At 64.9% G+C, this 14,983-nt stretch carries 19 protein-coding genes; 5 read left to right on the top strand and 14 right to left on the bottom strand.

Features of this window, described 5'->3' with window-relative positions; translation table 11 throughout:
• Nucleotides 1-63: 63 nt before the first annotated feature.
• Nucleotides 64-414 carry a MerR family transcriptional regulator gene (locus tag ACNUDN_RS09645; RefSeq protein WP_419121731.1) on the bottom strand — a complete coding sequence of 117 codons (351 nt, stop codon included), beginning with the start codon at nt 412-414 and terminating at the stop codon, nt 64-66.
• 54 nt (nt 415-468) lie between these two features.
• Here ACNUDN_RS09645 and ACNUDN_RS09640 point away from each other — a divergent pair, with 54 nt between their 5' ends.
• A complete protein-coding gene (locus tag ACNUDN_RS09640) occupies nt 469-1,047 on the top strand; it encodes an RBBP9/YdeN family alpha/beta hydrolase (protein ID WP_419121730.1) in 579 nt (192 codons plus the stop codon).
• Here the strand turns inward: ACNUDN_RS09640 and nrdF are convergent.
• The 4 genes from nrdF to ACNUDN_RS09620 form a co-directional block, all read right to left on the bottom strand.
• Nucleotides 1,044-2,006 carry a class 1b ribonucleoside-diphosphate reductase subunit beta gene (nrdF, locus tag ACNUDN_RS09635; protein ID WP_431961108.1) on the bottom strand — a complete coding sequence of 321 codons (963 nt, stop codon included), beginning with the start codon at nt 2,004-2,006 and terminating at the stop codon, nt 1,044-1,046. The genes ACNUDN_RS09640 and nrdF overlap by 4 nt on opposite strands.
• 190 nt (nt 2,007-2,196) lie before the next feature.
• Nucleotides 2,197-2,595 carry an Atu4866 domain-containing protein gene (locus tag ACNUDN_RS09630; protein WP_419121729.1) on the bottom strand — a complete coding sequence of 133 codons (399 nt, stop codon included), beginning with the start codon at nt 2,593-2,595 and terminating at the stop codon, nt 2,197-2,199.
• A 70-nt stretch (nt 2,596-2,665) separates the two neighbouring features.
• Nucleotides 2,666-4,177 (bottom strand): flavin-containing monooxygenase, encoded by a 1,512-nt coding sequence (locus ACNUDN_RS09625; protein WP_419121728.1) that lies wholly within the window; start codon nt 4,175-4,177, stop codon nt 2,666-2,668.
• Nucleotides 4,178-4,241: 64 nt separating this feature from the next.
• Nucleotides 4,242-4,982, bottom strand: coding sequence for a TetR/AcrR family transcriptional regulator (locus tag ACNUDN_RS09620; RefSeq protein WP_419121727.1), 741 nt, complete (start codon nt 4,980-4,982; stop codon nt 4,242-4,244).
• A 107-nt stretch (nt 4,983-5,089) separates the two neighbouring features.
• On the opposite strand from ACNUDN_RS09620, the gene ACNUDN_RS09615 reads away from it, so the two are divergent.
• A complete protein-coding gene (locus tag ACNUDN_RS09615; protein WP_419121726.1) occupies nt 5,090-6,271 on the top strand; it encodes an NAD(P)/FAD-dependent oxidoreductase in 1,182 nt (393 codons plus the stop codon).
• Nucleotides 6,272-6,285: 14 nt separating this feature from the next.
• Nucleotides 6,286-6,858, top strand: a complete 573-nt coding sequence (locus ACNUDN_RS09610; protein ID WP_419121725.1) for a hypothetical protein — start codon at nt 6,286-6,288, stop codon at nt 6,856-6,858.
• An 11-nt stretch (nt 6,859-6,869) separates the two neighbouring features.
• Here ACNUDN_RS09610 and ACNUDN_RS09605 read toward each other — a convergent pair whose 3' ends face one another.
• Both ACNUDN_RS09605 and ACNUDN_RS09600 read right to left on the bottom strand, forming a co-directional pair.
• Nucleotides 6,870-7,022: an MFS transporter small subunit gene (locus ACNUDN_RS09605; RefSeq protein WP_419121724.1), complete on the bottom strand. Its 153-nt coding sequence runs from the start codon at nt 7,020-7,022 to the stop codon at nt 6,870-6,872.
• Nucleotides 7,019-8,389, bottom strand: a complete 1,371-nt coding sequence (locus ACNUDN_RS09600) for an L-lactate MFS transporter (RefSeq protein WP_419121723.1) — start codon at nt 8,387-8,389, stop codon at nt 7,019-7,021. The genes ACNUDN_RS09605 and ACNUDN_RS09600 overlap by 4 nt, the downstream gene beginning before the upstream one ends.
• 162 nt (nt 8,390-8,551) lie before the next feature.
• Here ACNUDN_RS09600 and ACNUDN_RS09595 point away from each other — a divergent pair, with 162 nt between their 5' ends.
• Nucleotides 8,552-8,968 (top strand): VOC family protein, encoded by a 417-nt coding sequence (locus ACNUDN_RS09595; protein ID WP_419121722.1) that lies wholly within the window; start codon nt 8,552-8,554, stop codon nt 8,966-8,968.
• Nucleotides 8,969-8,972: 4 nt separating this feature from the next.
• Here the strand turns inward: ACNUDN_RS09595 and ACNUDN_RS09590 are convergent, their stop codons facing one another.
• Complete coding sequence (locus tag ACNUDN_RS09590) at nt 8,973-9,689, bottom strand: LysR family substrate-binding domain-containing protein (protein ID WP_419125088.1); 717 nt, start codon at nt 9,687-9,689, stop codon at nt 8,973-8,975.
• A 56-nt stretch (nt 9,690-9,745) separates the two neighbouring features.
• On the opposite strand from ACNUDN_RS09590, the gene ACNUDN_RS09585 reads away from it, so the two are divergent.
• The gene (locus tag ACNUDN_RS09585; RefSeq protein WP_419121721.1) at nt 9,746-10,132 is read left to right on the top strand and encodes a DUF5997 family protein; all 387 of its coding nucleotides are present in this window, start codon (nt 9,746-9,748) and stop codon (nt 10,130-10,132) included.
• A gap of 102 nt (nt 10,133-10,234) precedes the next feature.
• Here ACNUDN_RS09585 and ACNUDN_RS09580 read toward each other — a convergent pair whose 3' ends face one another.
• The 6 genes from ACNUDN_RS09580 to ACNUDN_RS09555 form a co-directional block, all read right to left on the bottom strand.
• Nucleotides 10,235-10,525, bottom strand: a complete 291-nt coding sequence (locus tag ACNUDN_RS09580) for a hypothetical protein (RefSeq protein WP_419121720.1) — start codon at nt 10,523-10,525, stop codon at nt 10,235-10,237.
• Complete coding sequence (locus ACNUDN_RS09575; protein WP_419121719.1) at nt 10,522-10,686, bottom strand: hypothetical protein; 165 nt, start codon at nt 10,684-10,686, stop codon at nt 10,522-10,524. The genes ACNUDN_RS09580 and ACNUDN_RS09575 overlap by 4 nt, the downstream gene beginning before the upstream one ends.
• Nucleotides 10,687-10,805: 119 nt before the next feature.
• Complete coding sequence (nrdE, locus tag ACNUDN_RS09570) at nt 10,806-12,974, bottom strand: class 1b ribonucleoside-diphosphate reductase subunit alpha (protein ID WP_419121718.1); 2,169 nt, start codon at nt 12,972-12,974, stop codon at nt 10,806-10,808.
• Nucleotides 12,941-13,387 carry a class Ib ribonucleoside-diphosphate reductase assembly flavoprotein NrdI gene (nrdI, locus tag ACNUDN_RS09565; RefSeq protein ID WP_419121717.1) on the bottom strand — a complete coding sequence of 149 codons (447 nt, stop codon included), beginning with the start codon at nt 13,385-13,387 and terminating at the stop codon, nt 12,941-12,943. Before nrdI ends, nrdE begins: the two co-directional genes overlap by 34 nt.
• Before the next feature lie 140 nt (nt 13,388-13,527).
• On the bottom strand, nt 13,528-13,782 hold the full coding sequence (gene nrdH / locus ACNUDN_RS09560; RefSeq protein WP_419121716.1) for a glutaredoxin-like protein NrdH: 255 nt from the start codon (nt 13,780-13,782) through the stop codon (nt 13,528-13,530).
• A 580-nt stretch (nt 13,783-14,362) separates the two neighbouring features.
• On the bottom strand, nt 14,363-14,914 hold the full coding sequence (locus ACNUDN_RS09555; protein ID WP_419121715.1) for an NAD(P)H-dependent oxidoreductase: 552 nt from the start codon (nt 14,912-14,914) through the stop codon (nt 14,363-14,365).
• Nucleotides 14,915-14,983 lie beyond the last annotated feature (69 nt).

Below are 14,983 nucleotides of genomic sequence, written 5' to 3'. Positions count from 1 at the left end.
AAACATTGGGGCCGGTGTGGCCCGCGTCGACGCAGGGAGCTCGGGTCCTCAACTCGCCGGCCCTTAACTCGGGGAAGTGAGGCCACGCAAGCGCGCCCGCTTCGCGTCGAGGGTGTTCTGCTGTTCATCCAGTCGTGCGGCGATCGCGTCTAGCTCCGCCCGTAGGTCAGGACACATCCGCAGCGTCACGCCGTGGTCACCGTCTCGGACGCAGTCGAAGTAACGCCGGATCGTGGTGATCGAAAGCCCTGCGCCGATCAGGGTTTTGATCTGGCGGACGCGGGCGACGTCGGGTTCGGAGTAGATCCGGTAACCGTTGGCGTCGCGGCCCGCCACCAGAACTTCGCAGTCCTCGTAGTGCCGCAGCGCCCGCGCCGAGACTCCGGTGCGGGCGGCAAGCTCTCCGATCAGCATTGCGCCCCTCGCACTTGACCTTCTCGCTGACGGCAACCCTTACCGTCGTGCGTCATGGCAGCAACAACCAACAGATCAGCCCACATCTTCCACGGCTACCACGCGACGCCTCAGGACCATTGGTTCGGTTGGCTCGCAGAGCAACTGGGCGGTCGAGGATTCGCTGTGACAGTTCCCGAGTTACCCGAGCCCACGGCGCCGGCACCGGACCGGTGGGCGACCGTCGCCGCCGAGGCGATCGGCGTGCCGGATTGCTGTGGGGTCGTGGTCGCCCACAGTCTGGGCTGCCTCACGGTGCTGCGGCACCTGTCGTCAATGGCCGGTCCGTGGCGGTTGGCAGCGCTGGTTTTGGTGGCGGGGTTCGTCGACACGTTGCCGGCACTACCTGTGCTGGACCACTTCATCGGCGATGGTGTGGATCTGTCCGGGCTGGCCGACCATGTCGATTCGTTGACCATCCTGCGCTCCGACGACGACCCCTACGTTCCGACCGGGCACACCGATCGTCTGGCTGGCCTCCTGGGCACTTCGGCACAGGTGGTTCCCGGCGCGGGCCACTTCCTGGCGGCCGACGGTGTGACCTCGTTACCGCACGTCCTTGACGTGATCGCGGAACCGCGCGCGGCGAGCTAGAAGTCCCAGTCCTCGTCTTCGGTGTTGACGGCCTTGCCGATCACGTAGCTCGACCCCGAGCCGGAGAAGAAGTCGTGGTTCTCGTCGGCGTTGGGGCTCAGTGCGGACAGAATGGCGGGGTTGACGTCGGTTTCGTCACGCGGGAAGAGCGCTTCATAGCCGAGGTTCATCAAGGCCTTGTTGGCGTTGTAGCGCAGGAACTTCTTGACATCTTCGGTGAGCCCGACCTCGTCGTAGAGGTCCTGGGTGTACTCGACCTCGTTGTCGTAGAGCTCGAAGAGCAGTTCGTAGGTGTAGTCCTTGAGCTCCTGCCGGGTCGCCTCGTCGGCCAACGCCAGACCGCGCTGGTACTTGTAGCCGATGTAGTAGCCGTGTACGGCCTCGTCGCGGATGATCAGCCGGATCATGTCCGCGGTGTTGGTGAGCTTGGCCCTGCTGCTCCAGTACATGGGCAGATAGAAGCCGGAGTAGAACAGGAAACTCTCCAGCAGCGTCGAGGCCACCTTGCGCTTGAGCGGTTCGTCACCCTTGTAGTACTGCATGACGATCTCGGCCTTGCGCTGCAAATTGGGGTTCTCTTCCGACCAGCGGAACGCATCGTCGATCTCGGCCGTCGAGCACAGCGTGGAGAAGATGTTGGAGTAGCTGCGCGCGTGCACCGACTCCATGAAGGCGATGTTGGTGTAGACGGCTTCCTCGTGCGGGGTCAGCGCGTCCGGGATCAGGCTTACCGCCCCCACGGTGCCCTGGATGGTGTCCAGCAGCGTAAGGCCGGTGAACACCCGCATGGTCAGTTGCTTTTCATGCTCGGTCAGGGTGTTCCAAGACGGGATGTCGTTGGACACCGGGACCTTCTCCGGCAGCCAGAAGTTTCCGGTGAGACGCTCCCAGACCTCGGCGTCCTTGTCGTCCTGCAGGCGATTCCAGTTGATGGCCGAGACACGGTCGATCAGCTTGATGCCATCACTCACGAGAACCCCATTTCACCTGGCTTTTTGTGTGGCGTCGCGAAATCTCCCGCGCCGCCAACAACACTACAACTGGTGTGCGACATCTCCGCGCAGTACGAGATGTTGTGTGTCGCGTGTCGCCCGAGCCACCGCAGACGTCGCGGTGGCGGCCGGCCCGGGAGCGCTCCGCGCTCGGGTTTCACGCCGGCTGACGGTAGAAGACCATGCCGCCGTGGTGCAGTTCGTCATCGGAGACGAAGGTGCCGTCCGCGGTGAACCCCGAGTCGTCCCAGTAGTCGATATGGTCCCCACGCACCTCGTACCTTCCGGTGTAGGCGCTCGCGCGGTCGCCCCTGGCTTCGTCGTAACGCCCATCCGAACGCAGTTCCTGGCGGATGTGACCGTCGGCGGTCACCCACATCCCCACGTAGGGATGCGCCGGACCGGCGTCATCCTCGGCGCTGGAGTTGCCGATGTCGGCCCGGCCCGACCGGTCGGGTTCGACGGTGGCGCTGCAGCCCAGGATCAGCGCGGCGGTCAGGGCGCCGATGATCGGTGCTGCGCCGCGGGTGCTGCCGGGTGGCCGATGAAGTGTCATGGGGCCGAAGGTAGGGGCGCCCGCCTCGGTCTGGCAGGACGTAGCACTCCCTGGTTCAGCGCCCTCCGGTTCAGCCGGTGAAGGAGTACTCGGCTGCCTTGAAGCGCTTGGTGGCCAGCCAGTACTGCCAGGTCATCCCGCTCCACAGGGTGCGGTTGACGCCGTGTTCGTCGAGGTACCAGCTGCGGCATCCACCGGTGCTCCAGACGGTGCCGCCGAGCTCGCGTTGCAGTTCGGCGTTGTACCGGTCCTGCGCCGACCGGGTCGGCGTCAGTGCCTGCGCGCCGGCCTTGTCGACGGCGGCGATGGCCTTGGCGGCGTAGCGGATCTGCGACTCGATCATGAAGACCACCGAATTGTGTCCGAGCGCGGTGTTCGGGCCGAGCAGGAAGAACAGGTTCGGCATGTCGGCGACGGTGATCCCGCGCAGCGCGGCGATCCCTTCGCGGTTCCACCGGTCCACGAGGTCCTCTCCCCCGGGCCCCTTGATGTCGACGTAAGTGTAGGAGTCGGTGACATGGAACCCGGTCGCAAAAACCACCACGTCGACCTCGCGCTCGCGGCCGTCGGCAGTGACGATCCCGCGCGGGCTGAATCGGGAGATGCGGTCGGTGATCACCTCGGTCTTCGGGTCGGCGATACCGCGGTAGTAGGTGTCGGAGTTGAGGATTCGTTTGCAACCGGCCCGATAGTCCGGGGTGAGTTTGCGGCGCAGATCGCGATCCTTGACGGATCGGCGGATGTTCCACTTGCCGGCCATCTCCCCGAGTTTGAGCAGCCGGGGTTGCTTGGTCATCGCGAATCCGACGGCTTCGTGCAGCCAGTAGATGCCGGCTCGCATCGCGGCCCTGGTGCCGGGAACAGTGGTGAACACCCGCTGCAGGCCCTCGGGGATCGGATTGTTCGGTCGCGGCATCACCCAGGCCGGGGTGCGTTGGTAGAGCTGCAGTTCTCCGACGTCGTCGACGATCTCGGGCACGATCTGGATCGCGCTGGCACCGGTCCCGATCACCGCGACCTTTTTGCCGGTCAGGTCGACGTCGTGGTCCCACTGCGCGGAGTGGAACGCGACGCGTCCAGCTCCCACGTACTCGTCGAGTCCGTCGAAGTCCGGGATCAGCGGGATGTGCAGGCCGCCTGCACCAGAGACGACGAACTGCGCGATGAACTCGCGTCCGTCCTTGGTGAAGACGTGCCAGCGCAGCTCTTCTTCGTCCCAGATCGCCCGGTCGACGTGCGCGCCGAACTCGATGTAGCGCCGCAACCCGTACTTGGCAGTCACACCGAGCAGGTAGTCCTGAATCTCGGGCTGGAAGGACCACATGTGTGACCAGTCGGGCTTGGGTTCGAAGGAGAACGAGTACATGTGCGACGGGATGTCGCACGCACAGCCGGGATAGGTGTTGTCGCGCCAGGTGCCACCGATCTCGTCGGCCTTCTCCAGGATCAGGAACTCGACCCCGCGCCGCTGCAGTTCGATGCCCATGCCGAGTCCGGAGAAGCCCGAACCGATGATCAACGTGCGCGTGCGCACCGGCGTCTGGCCGGCGGAGGTGGTGTCAGCGTGTTCAGCCACGGTCATGCAGTGACTGTACCTGGGAACGCCGGTACCAGGCAGACCGCTCAGGTTGAGTGGTTGCGGCGCTTCAGGCGACCTGTTCGCGGCGCTTGACACCCTCGTGCAGCGGTACGTCCGGGTCGATCTTGATGCCCAGCACCTCACAGGTGCCGTTGATCGAGCCGACCATGATCGTCGTGAGGTAGTCGACGAACTTCTCCGACGGCAACCGGCGAGGGCTGTCGCGCTCGGCCCCCAACCACCAGTCGGTCGCCGAGGCCGCCGCGCCGAACGTCGCGAAGCCGGCGAGCTCGAACGCCGCGTAGTCGAGTTCCATGTCCCGCAACTCGTTGTTGAACATGTCGGCCATCGCCAACGTGATGTGCCGGCCTTCGTTGAGGGCCCGCATCGTCGACTCGCTCTGCTCGGCGAACCGGCCCTGCATCAGAAATCGCACCACATTCGGGTGCTCGTCGACCAGACGCACGTACTGCTCGACGGCGCGGAAGACGACCGTGCGGGCGGCGTCGGTGGAAAGGTTGATCGACGGGAAGATCGCCGCCCACAACATGTCGCGCATGCGTTGCCCGATCGCCTGGAACAGATCGGACTTATCGGTGAAGTGGCGGTAGATCTTCGGCTTGGCGGTGCCGGCCTCCTCGGCGATCTCGCGCAGCGACACTTCCGGGCCCAGCCGGTCGATGGCGCGGAAAGCGGCGTCGACGATCTCCGAGCGCACCTTCTTGCGGTGCTCGCGCCAGCGCTCGCTGCGGGCGTCCACCTTGACACCCGACTCATCGGCGGAACGCGCCCTCGACCCTCGTCGCACTCGATCACTGTACCCGCTCGACGCCGCTGACCTGCTGAGACCGTCACGGACCGAGATGGCCGAGTTTGGGTACTATCGCTGCGACAGCCGCTCGACGAGAGAGTTCTATGACGCAGCGATACGACCTGGTCATCGCAGGTGGAGGACCGTCCGGTTCGGCCGCCGCATGGCAGGCCGCGCAGACCGGCGCCAAGGTGCTGGTGTGTGACAAGGCACAGTTTCCGCGTGACAAGCCCTGCGGTGACGGACTGACCGCCCGCGCGGTCAGCTATCTGCAGAAGATGGGCCTGGCCGACGAGGTCGCCACCTACCACCGGGTGAACCGGGTCACGGTGTTCAGCCCGAGTCGCTGGGAGCTGTCGTTCCCGAAGCGTCCCGGTATGCCCGATCACGGCCACACCGTCAGCCGCACTCATCTGGACACTGTGCTGCTCAAGCACGCCGAGTCCGCAGGCGCCGAGATCCGCCAGGGCGCCGAGGTCACCGGCCCCGAATTGGATGCCTCGGGCCGGGTGATCGGTGTGGTCCTCAAGGGCGGCGAGAAGGTGTACGGGGACGCGGTGATCGCTGCCGACGGCGCGTACTCGCCGATCAAGCGGGCGTTGAAGATCGATTCGCAGTACAACGGCTATCAGGCGATCGCGATCCGCTCCGAGATGCCGGCCAACCGCGAGGACTCCGACTCACTGGACATCTATCTCAAGTTGATGTTCGAGGGCGACCAGCTGCCGGGGTACGGCTGGGTCTTCCCGATGGGCGACGGCATCTTCAACATCGGTTTGGGCTACGTCAACAGCTACAAGAACTGGCAGTCCATCAACGCCACCCAGTTCCTGGGCGAATTCCTGCGCACCCTGCCCCCCGAATGGGACTTGCCGCCCATCGAGGAGCTCAAGAAGAACAAGAGTGTGCGCGCCTGGCGCCTACCGATGGGCTTCACCGCGTGGCCCCCGTGGCGTCCGGGCGTGCTGTTCACCGGCGACTCGTTGGGAGCGGGCAAGCCCGCCTCGGGTGCGGGCATCTCCAAGGCGCTCGAATCCGGTTTGGCCGCAGGCGAATGCGCGATCGCGGCGTTGACCAACGGCGGTCCCGACGACTTCACCAACTACGCGCAGCGGATGGAAGCGGCGTGGGGTCGGGAGTACAAGCGTGGCCGCTACATGCATAAGCTGATCGGCCAGCCCAAGCTGGCCAACGCCGGCGTCAAGCTGATCGACAACGCGGCATTCCGCGACCGGATGCTCAAAGCGCTGTACAAGAAGGCCCAGGGTCCACAGCACACGTTCTGACCGGCACAGCGCGCATGGCCGACAGCGGTGCGGCTCGGCTCGGCGTCGAAGCCGCTGAACGTCTTTCGTCTCTGGGTTGGCCCGAGGTGGAGGTCGAACGCGGTTTGTCCGACGCCGAGTTCGCGGGCATCGAAGCCGATTTCGGGTTCGAGTTCTCCGACGAGCACCGGGCGTTCCTGGCGGCCCGGCTCCCGGTCGGTCCCTCATGGCCGGACTGGCGCCGCGGAGGGCGCAGAAGTCTGAACAAGTGGCTGGGATTGCCGGTCGAGGGTGTGTTGTTCGCCGTGGAGTGGAGTCAGTTCTGGGGCGACGGCTGGGGCCCGCGCCCAGTCCGGATGAAGGACGCAGTGCGGACCGCCCGATATCGACTCGCCCGTGTCCCGCAATTGATTCCGGTGTTCGCCCACCACTACCTGGCCGCCGGCCGGGCAGCCTCCGGCGGTCCGGTGCTGTCGGTGGTGCGGATCGACGTCGCGGTTGTCGGCAGCGACCTGGTCGATTACGTGGACAATCAGTTCGGCTCGGGCGGGACGCGAACGGCAGGCCCGACCAGGAGCGTCGATTTCTGGTCCGGCCTGATGTCGTGAACCGAATCCGGTCAGGCGCCGAACAGTCTGCCCGCCTTGATCAGCAGTTCGTAGAGACCGTAGGCGAACGGCACGGCCACCCAGATCCACGCCAGGGCGATGTACACCTTGGGCACCGTCGGCGTGTACTCCCGCAGGTCGGTGTCGGCGGGCTGGTCGGTCATCGGACAGCGTCCTTTCGGTTGGATGTGCTCGACTGGTCGGGCTCGTGCCACTTGTCGTTGACCGGCCGGATCAGTTCGTTGGCGATGAACGCCACGATCAACAGCGCGATCATGATGGAGAACGACAGGGTGTAGAGCGCGGGCCCTTCCCGGCCGGCCTCGGCCTGCCGGTCGGCGACGTAGTTGACGATGATGGGCCCGAGCACGCCGGCCGCCGACCAGGCTGTGAGCAGCCGGCCGTGGATCGCGCCTACCTGGAAGGTGCCGAACAGGTCGCGCAGATATGCCGGCACCGTGGCGAAACCGGCACCGTAGAACGACAGAATCAGGATCGTGGCGATCAGGAAGACGACCTTGCTGGAATTCTCCATCAGCGTGATGGTCAGATACAGCAGCGCCCCGACACCGAGGTAGAGCCGGTAGGCGTTCTTGCGGCCGATCTTGTCCGAGAGGCTGGACCATCCGATGCGACCGAGCATGTTTCCCAGCGACAGCATCGCGACGTATCCGGCTGCGGCCGCTGCCAGCCCGGTCGCCGCGCCGCCTGCCGAGGGGAAGTAGTCCTGGTAGATCGGGGATGCCTTCTCCAGGATTCCGATGCCGGCGGTGACGTTGAAGCACAGCACAACCCACAGCAGCCAGAACTGCGGCGTCTTGATCGCATTGTTGGCCGAGACCTGACCGCCGGTGACAATCGAGTTGCTCTGCACGGGTGGGGGCGTCCAGTTCGACGGCTTCCAGTCCGGCCGGGGAACGCGGATCAGCAGCCATCCCAGCGACATGAAGATGGCATAGACAGCGCCGTGCACGGCGAAGGTCTTCGCGATGCCGACGGTGTCCGCGCCGAATGTGTCGAGCATCGCTGTCGACCATGGCGAAGCGATCAGCGCGCCACCACCGAACCCCATGATGGCCAGCCCTGTCGCCATGCCGGGCCGGTCCGGGAACCATTTGATCAGTGTCCCGACCGGCGAGATGTAGCCGATGCCCCAGCCGATACCGCCCAGCAGTCCGTACCCCAGCAGCACGAGCCAGAACTGCCCCATCAGCAGCCCCGCCGACCCGACGAACCATCCACCGCAGAAGCAGCAGGTCGCCGCGAACATCGCCGCCCGCGGGCCGGCGCGATCGACCCAGGTGCCGAAGATTGCTGCCGAGAGTCCGAGGACGACGATGCCGACCGTGAACGGCAGGGCGCTGAGGGTGCCCGAGATTCCGAGCGACTCCTCCAGCGGCAGTTTGAACACGCTCCACGAATAGGCCGCGCCGACCGACAGGTGAATGGACAAAGCCGCAGGTGGGACCAACCAGCGACTCCAGCCCGGTGCGGCGACGATGCGCTCTCGGCTGAAAAACGACGCAGTCATGGCCGGTGGCATACCCAATCGGGCGAGAAATGTGACCCCGGTCATTCATTTCGCCCGAGCCGGTGCGGGAACTTTGTCGAACTGCCCGATTCTCGGGGCTTCGACGATCGGCCGTGCAGCTGTCCCGCGGTCAGAGAGCTGTCGCGCCGTAGGGTTGGGCCCGTGGAGCAGAGAGTCAGCCTGATCACGCTCGGTGTCGACGATCTCACCCGCGCGCGGCACTTCTACGAGCAGGGGCTCGGCTGGGCACCGGCGGCCGCACCAGAGGGTGTGGTGTTCTACCAGTTGCCTGGAATCGCCTTGGCGTTGTTCGGTCGGACCGACCTCGCCGCGGATGCCCGCCAGCCGGTCGACGGCCGCTTCAGTGGGATCACCATCGCCATCAATCAGCGCACCGAATCCGATGTCGATGCGGTCCTGGCGCAGGCCGAAGAAGCGGGAGCGACGATTCTCAAGCCGGCCGAGCGGGTGTTCTGGGGCGGATACTCGGGCTACTTCGCCGATCTCGACGGCCATGTCTGGGAGGTGGCGCGCAACCCCGAGTGGACGATCAACGACGACGGCACGTTGACCATCTGAGCGTTCAGCGCCGTCCGCGGCCTGCCCGTCCCGGTTTACGGGCGACCTTCCCGGCGGCGGCGCGGGCAGCCTGCTTGGCCAGAGTCTTCTCCCGCGCGGTGCGTTTCGGCGCCGTGTGGTCCTGCCCCCGCGACGAACCAGGTTTGCGTCCCCGCACGATCCCGATGAACTCCTCGACCAGTGCAGACTGCTGCCCTTCGGGGACCGCGAGTGCCACCGGGCAGCTGGGTGCGTCGGTGATCGGGCGGTACGTGAGGTCCTTTCGGTGGTGCAACCGCGCCAACGACTGGGGCACGAGCAGCACACCCAGCCCGGCGGCGACGAGTTCGATTGCCGCCGCGGTGGTTTCGGGTCGACGCTGAACGGGCTCACCGGGAATCTCAGGCCAGGCGAGGACGTCGTCGAGCGGGAGCAGTACCGGCTCTGCTTCGAGATCCGCCATGGCGATGGTGTCGGCCACGCTGAGGATGTGGTCGGTGGGTACGACGGCGACCGTGGCTTCTTCGTACAGCGGGATGACCGCCAGCCCCGATGTGTCCGCGGGTAACCGGAGCAACGTCACGTCGACGGTGCCGTTCGACACGGCGGCTGCGGCGTCCACGGCGGCAACGGCGCACAACTGCAAAGGCGCGTCGGGGTGGCGCTCGGCCCAGATGCGGGCCCACTTCGCGGGTGTCCCGCCGGGGACGTATCCCACGGTCAGCGCGGTCTGCGAGGACAGCGAAGACGAAGCCACCGCATCAGGCTACCGGCGCACGCTGTCGATATGGTGGTGCCATGAGCAGGCCGAACGCGCAGTCCATGAAGCCCGCCACGGCGGCCAAGAAGCTGGACGTGTACTTGCCCGCAACGCCTGCAGAGTTCCAGGAGAACGCGATCACCCGCGACGAACTCGCGGCCTTGCAGGCCGATCCTCCGCAATGGCTCATGGATCTTCGCAAGAACGGGCCGCACCCCAAGAACTTGGTGGCGGCCAAACTGGGTGTTTCGATCGCCGGCCTTGCGCGGGGCGGGGTGGTGGATCCGCTCACCACCGAGCAGATCGACGCGCTGCTTGCCGACAAACCGGACTGGTTGGTCGCCGAGCGCGAAAGCTATCAGAACGTGCTACGCGAAGAACGGCGGCTGAAGGCGTTGCGCGCCGACGAGGTGCGCGAACGCTGAGCACCTTCGCTTTGGCGGATATGAGTGCTCCCATGGCCGGGGTCGTTTCACTACTGCGTCCACCGCGACCGCGTCGCGCACACAGGTGCCGGTGTGATGAGATCACGCGGGCTTGCGTCCACGCAGCAGGTAGACGGCCGGCAGAACTCCCGAGGAGGTCACCAGCCCCATCGCTGCGCCCCACAGCCACTTCGGGCCGTTGACCTCGGCGGCGTCGCGTCCGGCGAGGTCACGCAAGGCCCACACGCGCATTCCGGCGTCGAGTGCGGTGATGGCGATGATCGTCGCCTTGCCCGCCGGAGGTAGATCTCTCCACGCCTTGGCCGCCACGGCCCACCCCGCTCCCTGTGCATGATGTCCGGTCTCAGCACCCAGGTTAGCGCTGGATGTCACCGGTCGAATCTGTCGTTGAGACGATCGAAGAGGCGGTCGATGCGCTGTTCCAGGCGACTCCCCTTCCCCCACCTGTCCCACGCATAGATGAGGACGAACATCGCGACGACGATTGCGAAGACCAGCGCGATGACGAGGATGGCCTCACTGACTGTTGACATCGCGTGCCATCGCTCCGACGCTGTCTGCTGCGACCCTGCGCCGCGAGAGTGCTGTCACGGTAGTCCGGACAGGCCGGCGACTACTGTGACTGCACTTTCGCGCACAGCCGTGGGGCGACTCACAGCATGCAGCTGACGCAACCCTCGACTTCGGTTCCCTCTAGGGCCATTTGGCGCAGCCGGATGTAGTACAGCGTCTTGATGCCCTTACGCCAGGCGTAGATCTGCGCCTTGTTCACATCGCGAGTGGTCGCGGTGTCCTTGAAGAACAACGTCAGGCTCAACCCCTGGTCGACATGCTGGGTGGCCGCGGCGTAGGTGTCGATGACCTTCTCGTAGCCGATCTCATAGGCGTCCTGGTAGTACTCCAGGTTGTCGTTGGTCATGTAGGGCGCCGGGTAGTAGACCCGCCCGATCTTGCCTTCCTTGCGGATCTCCACCTTGCTGGCGATCGGGTGGATCGAGCTCGTCGAGTGGTTGATGTAGGAGATCGACCCGGTCGGCGGCACGGCCTGCAGGTTCTGGTTGTAGATGCCGTGAGTCTGCACCGACTCCTTGAGCCGCTTCCAGTCATCGGTGTTCGGGATGCGGATCCCGGCATCGGTGAACAGCTGGCGCACCTTGTCGGTCTTGGGCTCCCACACCTGGTCGGTGTACTTGGCGAAGAACTCCCCCGACTTGTACTTGGACTGCTCGAAACCCTTGAACGCGGTACCACGTTCGATCGCAATGCGATTCGATGCGCGCAGGGCGTGGTAGAGCACGGTGTAGAAGTAGATGTTGGTGAAGTCGACACCTTCTTCGGAGCCGTAGAAGATCCGCTCCCGCGCCAGATAGCCGTGCAGGTTCATCTGCCCCAGGCCGATCGCGTGCGAGTCGTTGTTGCCCTGCTCGATCGACGGCACCGAGGTGATGTGGGTCTGATCGCTCACCGCGGTCAGCGCCCGGATCGCCACCTCGATGGTCTGTGCGAAGTCCGGCGAGTCCATCGCCTTGGCGATGTTGAGCGACCCCAGGTTGCACGAGATGTCCTTGCCGACCTTGGCGTAGGACAGGTCGTCGTTGAACTCCGACGGCGTCGAGACCTGCAGAATCTCCGAGCACAGGTTGGAGTGGGTGATCTTGCCGGCGATCGGGTTGGCCCGGTTCACCGTGTCCTCGAACATGATGTACGGGTAGCCCGATTCGAACTGCAGCTCGGCCAACGTCTGGAAGAACTCGCGCGCCTTGATCTTGGTCTTGCGGATACGCGCATCGTCGACCATCTCGTAGTACTTCTCGGTGACCGAGATGTCGGCGAACGGAACTCCGTACACCCGCTCGACGTCGTAAGGCGAGAACAGGTACATGTCCTCGTTCTTCTTGGCCAGCTCGAAGGTGATGTCGGGAATCACCACGCCCAGCGAGAGCGTCTTGATGCGGATCTTCTCGTCGGCGTTCTCCCGCTTGGTGTCCAGGAAGCGGTAGATGTCGGGGTGGTGCGCGTGCAGGTAGACCGCGCCTGCACCCTGGCGGGCGCCGAGCTGGTTGGCGTAGGAGAACGAGTCCTCCAGCAGCTTCATGATCGGGATGACACCGGAACTCTGATTCTCGATGTTCTTGATCGGTGCGCCGTGCTCACGAATGTTGGTGAGCAGCAACGCGACTCCACCACCACGCTTGGACAGCTGCAGCGCGGAGTTGATCGAGCGCCCGATGGACTCCATGTTGTCTTCGATGCGAAGCAGAAAGCAGCTGACCGGTTCGCCGCGCTGCTTCTTGCCCGAGTTGAGGAAAGTCGGGGTGGCCGGCTGGAATCGGCCGTCGATGATCTCGTCGACCAGCTTCTCGGCCAGCGTGGTGTCGCCGGCGGCCAGTGTCAGCGCGACCATCACGACCCGATCCTCGAAGCGTTCGAGGTAGCGCTTACCGTCGAAGGTCTTGAGGGTGTAGGAGGTGTAGTACTTGAACGCGCCCACGAACGTCGGGAACCGGAACTTCTTTGCGTACGCGCGATCCAGCAGTTCCTTGACGAAGTTGCGCGAGTACTGGTCGAGCACCTCGCGCTCGTAGTAGTTCTTCTCGATCAGGTAGTCGAGCTTCTCGTCCTGACTGTGGAAGAAAACCGTGTTCTGGTTGACGTGCTGCAAGAAGTACTCGCGCGCCGCCTGGACGTCCTTGTCGAACTGAATCTTGCCGTCGGCGTCGTACAGATTCAGCATCGCGTTGAGCGCGTGATAATCCATCTCGCCCGGAAGGGCGTGCACGCCGGTGGTTACAGGTTCTGCAGCTGTGACGGTGGGTGGCACGTCTGGTCCTTCCAGAAGTCAGTGAGTCCGGCGCGGACGGCGAAGACGTCGTCCGTCGTCCCCATGAGTTCGAATCGATAAAGAAACGGGACGCCGCACTTGCGCGAGACGACGACGCCCGCGTAGCCGAATTCGGCGCCGAAGTTGGTGTTGCCCGCGGCGATCACACCGCGGATCAACGACCGGTTGTGTTCATTGTTGAGAAAGGCGATCACCTGTTTGGGCACATAGCCCCCGCGCTCGGGATCAGGACCGTTCGCGTGACCGCCGCCGTAGGTGGGCAGCACCAGCACATACGGCTCGTCGACCTCGATGCGTCCGTGGATCGGAATCCGGGTGGCCGGGATCTCCAACTTCTGGACGAAGCGGTGGGTGTTCTCCGAGACGCTGGAGAAGTACACGAGATTGCCCATGTCGCACCCCTCCCCTCGTACTCGCTGATCCGATACCCGCTTGCTGCTACTTGCCTGCTGCTACCGGGGTGGCACTACCCGGTCTCCCGCTGTCCGGCCGGTCTCCCGCTGTCCGGTCGTGACCCGTCGGCCCCGACGGGTCACGCCGTTGCGATGGCCGCCCCGGCCAGTGCCTTGATCCGGTCCGGACGGAACCCCGACCAATGCTCGTTTCCGGCCACCACGACCGGGGCCTGCAGGTAGCCGAGCGCCATCACGTAATCGCGTGCCTCATCATCGAGGCTGATGTCGACCACCTCATAGGCGATGCCCTGCTTGTCGAGAGCCTTGTAGGTGGCGTTGCACTGCACGCAGGCAGGCTTGGTGTACACGGTGACGGGTGCTGGCTGAGTCATCTGCGGTACGGCTCCTAACGCCACGAGGGGGCAAAACGACAAACGGGCTGGCAACTGCATTGTTGGTGCTTTTCGCTATATAACAGCGGCCCGACCACTCCCAAAATTCCACACCGCCGGGCCAGGGAGTCAGCGGGTCGGTGGGCCGACGACGCCGGATCTTCTCGCCCCGGCCGGCCCCAATATCTTGGGGGTCCGTCGGTGTTCGAAACACTACACCTAGTGGCCGACAATCAGAAGAGATACCAGATGTTCTGAATGACATTTATGAAATTCCCAGGTCGTAAGCCTTTCACCGGGCATCGGTCCGGCGTGTCGCAGGTCACATCGGCGTGTCGCAGACGTGACGCTTCCGGATCGTTCCGGTGTATCAGCACCCACCGACAACAGGCGGCTGCACCACGACCACCCCCCGGCCCGACAGCAAATGCCCGGCCTCCACCACGAACGCCCGAGCACACGCAGCAAACACCGCAGCCGACACCGGGGCCAGGCCGGGTGCCCGATGCGCGCCGAACGGCGAGCTGCCGCGACCGGTCCCCGGTGCGATGATCACACCCGGGCGGGCCGCGGCCCGGCATCAGCCGATCTCGGCGGCCAGCTTTCCGACGATGCCGCCTACCCGCTCCACGAGCTCGGCATGCTCCCGAGGGTGCCTACCGTCCAGCGTCGCCGTCGGGATCGACAACTCCAGATCCTCGACAATCCTGGGGCCGGCGATGCCGAACGATTTACGCGTTTCGTCGTGAGCCCACACTCCGCCGTACTGGCCCAGCGCCGCACCCACCACGGCCAGGGGTTTGCCCTTGAGCGCGCCGTCGCCGTACGGACGCGACAACCAGTCGATGGCGTTCTTCAGGACACCCGGGATACTGCCGTTGTACTCCGGCGTGATCACCAACGCCGCGCCGGCGCGTGCGGCTGCGGCACGCAGTGCGGCGACCGGCTCGGGCACGTCCTCGTTGTCGATGTCCTCGTTGTAGAACGGCAACTCTCCCAGCCGGTCGAACCGCTCCAAGGTCACGTCGGCGGGCGCGGTCTCGACGGCCAGTTCCGCCAGTTGGCGATTGACCGAAGCCGCACGCAGACTGCCGACCAGAACCAGCACCGTCTTGTTCGCGCTCTGCGTCATCTCTGCCCTCTTTCTGTTGTTCGACTCTTACCAGAGGCCAACCGGACCCCAGTCCGTTAAATTCCGCCT

The organism is Mycobacterium sp. smrl_JER01, assembly GCF_048513595.2.
Taxonomy (GTDB): Bacteria; Actinomycetota; Actinomycetes; order Mycobacteriales; family Mycobacteriaceae; genus Mycobacterium.
This window is presented reverse-complemented; position numbering and strand designations above follow the sequence as displayed.

What these genes read in the sequence shown, in the direction of transcription:
- ACNUDN_RS09645 (WP_419121731.1), bottom strand. Translation starts at nt 414, where the DNA reads ATGCTGATCGGAGAGCTTGCCGCCCGCACCGGAGTCTCGGCGCGGGCG.
- ACNUDN_RS09640 (WP_419121730.1), top strand. Translation starts at nt 469, where the DNA reads ATGGCAGCAACAACCAACAGATCAGCCCACATCTTCCACGGCTACCAC.
- ACNUDN_RS09630 (WP_419121729.1), bottom strand. Translation starts at nt 2,595, where the DNA reads ATGACACTTCATCGGCCACCCGGCAGCACCCGCGGCGCAGCACCGATC.
- ACNUDN_RS09625 (WP_419121728.1), bottom strand. Translation starts at nt 4,177, where the DNA reads ATGACCGTGGCTGAACACGCTGACACCACCTCCGCCGGCCAGACGCCG.
- ACNUDN_RS09615 (WP_419121726.1), top strand. Translation starts at nt 5,090, where the DNA reads ATGACGCAGCGATACGACCTGGTCATCGCAGGTGGAGGACCGTCCGGT.
- ACNUDN_RS09610 (WP_419121725.1), top strand. Translation starts at nt 6,286, where the DNA reads ATGGCCGACAGCGGTGCGGCTCGGCTCGGCGTCGAAGCCGCTGAACGT.
- ACNUDN_RS09605 (WP_419121724.1), bottom strand. Translation starts at nt 7,022, where the DNA reads ATGACCGACCAGCCCGCCGACACCGACCTGCGGGAGTACACGCCGACG.
- ACNUDN_RS09600 (WP_419121723.1), bottom strand. Translation starts at nt 8,389, where the DNA reads ATGACTGCGTCGTTTTTCAGCCGAGAGCGCATCGTCGCCGCACCGGGC.
- ACNUDN_RS09585 (WP_419121721.1), top strand. Translation starts at nt 9,746, where the DNA reads ATGAGCAGGCCGAACGCGCAGTCCATGAAGCCCGCCACGGCGGCCAAG.
- ACNUDN_RS09575 (WP_419121719.1), bottom strand. Translation starts at nt 10,686, where the DNA reads ATGTCAACAGTCAGTGAGGCCATCCTCGTCATCGCGCTGGTCTTCGCA.
- nrdI (WP_419121717.1), bottom strand. Translation starts at nt 13,387, where the DNA reads ATGGGCAATCTCGTGTACTTCTCCAGCGTCTCGGAGAACACCCACCGC.
- nrdH (WP_419121716.1), bottom strand. Translation starts at nt 13,782, where the DNA reads ATGACTCAGCCAGCACCCGTCACCGTGTACACCAAGCCTGCCTGCGTG.
- ACNUDN_RS09555 (WP_419121715.1), bottom strand. Translation starts at nt 14,914, where the DNA reads ATGACGCAGAGCGCGAACAAGACGGTGCTGGTTCTGGTCGGCAGTCTG.